Below are 1,932 nucleotides of genomic sequence, written 5' to 3' on the forward strand. Positions count from 1 at the left end.
GCGAGCAAGCGCTGCCGCTGAGCTTCCGCGCCGAGGGCGCGGCGCTCGAGGCGCTGGCCGTCGGCCAGCCGGTGCGGGTGTTCGTGCAGACGCGCGACACGGTGCAGGGCATCGCCGTGCCCGTGGCCGCGCTGATGAAGAACGCCGCCAACCAGACCATCGTCTGGGTCAAGACGGCCCCGGAGCGCTTCGAGCCCCGGGCGGTGACCACCGAAGCGCTGGACGGCATCCACGCCGCGGTGACCTCGGGGCTGAAGCCCGGTGATCGGGTCGCGACGCAAGGCGCGACCCTGATCAACCAGGTCCGCTGAAGGAGCCCGCGATGTTCAAGTGGCTCCTCGACAACAGCCTGAGCAACCGGCTGCTGGTGATCATCGCCAGCGTGGTGCTGATGGCCTACGGCGCATTCACGCTCTCGCGCACCCCGGTGGACGTGTTCCCCGACCTCAACAAGCCCACCGTCACGGTCATGACCGAGGCCGGCGGCATGGCCGCCGAGGAGGTGGAGCAGCTCATCACCTTCCCGCTCGAGACCACGATGAACGGGCTGCCCGGCGTGGAGTCGGTGCGCTCCACCTCGTCGGCCGGCCTGTCCTTCCTCTACGTCACCTTCGACTGGCGCACCGACATCTTCCGCGCCCGCCAACTGGTGTCGGAGCGCCTGTCGGCGATGGAGGAAGGCCTGGCCGAGGGCGTGCTGCCGCGCATGGGGCCGGTCAGCTCGATCATGGGCGAGATCCTGCAGATCGCGATCCCGGTCGACGCGGCGAAGATCTCGCCGATGGCGGTGCGCGAGTACGCCGACTGGGTGCTGCGCCCGCGGCTGCTGGCGGTGCCGGGCGTGGCGCAGGTGATCCCGATCGGCGGTGAAGTGCGGCAGTTCCAGGTGCAGCCGGACACGCAGCGCATGGCCGAGCTGGGCGTCACGCACGAGCAGCTGGAGGCCGCGCTGCGCGGCTATTCCAGCAACACCTCGGGCGGCTTCCTGGAACTCAACGGCCGCGAGGTGCTGATCCGCAACCTGGGCCGCACCTCCCGGCTCGAGGACCTGAAGGACCTGGCGCTCACCGCCCGAGACGGCCAGCCGCTGCTGCTGCGCCAGATCGCCGAGGTGAGCTTCGCCGCCGCGCTCAAGCGCGGCGACGCCGGCTTCGAGGGCAAGCCGGCCGTGATCCTGGGCATCCAGAAGCAGCCGACCGCCGACACCATCGCGCTGACGCGCGCGCTCGAGGAGGCTCTGCTCGGACTGAAGTCCTCGCTGCCGACGGGCATGGAGGCGCCGCAGGTCACGTTCCGCCAGGCGAGCTTCATCGAGGCCTCGATCACCACGCTGCAAGGCAAGCTGATCGGCGCTTCGGTGTTCGTCGCGCTGATCCTGTTCTTCTTCCTCGGCACACTGCGCCCGACGCTGATCGCGCTGACCGCGATCCCGGTCTCGATCTTCATCACCGCGCTGGTGTTCCGCTACTTCGGGCTGTCGATCAACACCATGACGCTGGGCGGCCTGGCGATCGCCATCGGCGGGCTGGTCGACGACGCGGTGGTGGGCGTGGAGAACGTGCTGCGGCGCCTGAAGGAAGACCGCGCGAAGCACCCCGACAAGCGCCTGCACCCGATCGAGATCGTGGGCCGCGCCACGATGGAGGTGCGCTCGGCCATCCTGTACGCCACGGTGATCATCGTGCTGGTGTTCATTCCGCTGTTCGCGCTGCCGGGGCTGGAGGGCCGGCTGTTCGTGCCGCTCGGCATCGCCTTCATCGTCTCGACGCTGGCCTCGCTGGTGGTCTCGGTGACGGTCACGCCGGTCCTCGGCTTCTACCTGCTGCCGCGGATGAAGAACATCGACCACGGCGACACCCGGGTGCTGGCCTGGCTGAAGGCCGGCTACCGCCGCAGCCTGCAGCGGGTGCTCGACCGCCCGCGCGCCGCGCT

At 69.8% G+C, this 1,932-nt stretch carries 1 protein-coding gene and 1 pseudogene; both read left to right on the top strand.

The window, feature by feature from the left end; all coding sequences use genetic code 11:
• Positions 1 to 311, top strand: a pseudogene (locus x551_RS21615) (efflux RND transporter periplasmic adaptor subunit); the annotation flags it as partial.
• An 11-nt stretch (positions 312 to 322) separates the two neighbouring features.
• Positions 323 to 1,932 (top strand): efflux RND transporter permease subunit (locus x551_RS21620; protein ID WP_036251269.1); only part of this gene is annotated, 1,610 nt, incomplete at its 3' end.

Source organism: Methylibium sp. T29, assembly GCF_000576205.1.
Classification (GTDB): domain Bacteria; phylum Pseudomonadota; class Gammaproteobacteria; order Burkholderiales; family Burkholderiaceae_C; genus Methylibium; species Methylibium petroleiphilum.